Here is a 1,120-nt window from a genome sequence, read left to right as displayed (position 1 = left end):
CACCAGCTCGGCGGCGGCCTTCAGCACTGGCTGCGCGCTCATCAGCAAGTCGGCTCCCACTGCTTGTACGCATACGGTTTCAGGATCTATTTCACTCCCCTCTCCGGGGTTCTTTTCGCCTTTCCCTCACGGTACTAGTTCACTATCGGTCAGTCAGTAGTATTTAGCCTTGGAGGATGGTCCCCCCATATTCAGACAAAGTTTCTCGTGCTCCGTCCTACTCGATTTCATGACTAAGAGATTTTCGCGTACAGGGCTATCACCCACTATGGCCGCACTTTCCAGAGCGTTCCGCTAATCTCAAAGCCACTTAAGGGCTAGTCCCCGTTCGCTCGCCACTACTAAGGGAATCTCGGTTGATTTCTTTTCCTCAGGGTACTTAGATGTTTCAGTTCCCCTGGTTCGCCTCTTACGCCTATGTATTCAGCGTAAGATAACCATCTTATGATGGCTGGGTTCCCCCATTCAGACATCTCCGGATCAAAGTCTGTTTGCCGACTCCCCGAAGCTTTTCGCAGGCTACCACGTCTTTCATCGCCTCTGACTGCCAAGGCATCCACCGTATGCGCTTCTTCACTTGACCATATAACCCCAAGCAATCTGGTTATACTGTGAAGACAACATTCGCCGAAAATTCGATAATACTCAAAACTGAGTAACTCACAAATTTTACCTTAGCCTGATCCGTTACCAGTGAAAGTAACGTTCAGTCTATCTTTCTATCACATACCCAAATTTTTAAAGAACGATCTAATCAAAGACTAGAAATCAACATTCACCATCATTTTGATGGAATGCTCATTTCTAAGCTTTCAACTTCTAGAAGCAGTAGTGGTGGAGCCAAACGGGATCGAACCGTTGACCTCCTGCGTGCAAGGCAGGCGCTCTCCCAGCTGAGCTATGGCCCCGTATTTCTACAGGCGTTTCCCACACAAAATTGGTGGGTCTGGGCAGATTCGAACTGCCGACCTCACCCTTATCAGGGGTGCGCTCTAACCAACTGAGCTACAGACCCAATTTCGGGCTGCTTCTTATCGTCTTCTTCAATGAATCAAGCAATTCGTGTGGGAACTTATGGAGCAGCTGATGTCGTCGATTAAGGAGGTGATCCAGCCGCAGG

At 48.9% G+C, this 1,120-nt stretch carries 2 tRNA genes and 1 rRNA gene; all 3 read right to left on the bottom strand.

The features are described from left to right. A 23S ribosomal RNA gene (locus tag ACP7A2_RS27135) occupies nucleotides 1-583 on the bottom strand; the annotation flags it as partial. A 249-nt stretch (nucleotides 584-832) separates the two neighbouring features. Then, nucleotides 833-908, bottom strand: a tRNA-Ala gene (locus ACP7A2_RS27130). A 30-nt stretch (nucleotides 909-938) separates the two neighbouring features. Next, a tRNA-Ile gene (locus ACP7A2_RS27125) sits at nucleotides 939-1,015 on the bottom strand. Nucleotides 1,016-1,120 lie beyond the last annotated feature (105 nt).

Origin of the sequence: Pseudomonas sp. PWP3-1b2, from assembly GCF_049896045.1 — a bacterium.
In the GTDB taxonomy this organism is placed as follows: domain Bacteria; phylum Pseudomonadota; class Gammaproteobacteria; order Pseudomonadales; family Pseudomonadaceae; genus Aquipseudomonas; species Aquipseudomonas antarctica_B.
This window is presented reverse-complemented; position numbering and strand designations above follow the sequence as displayed.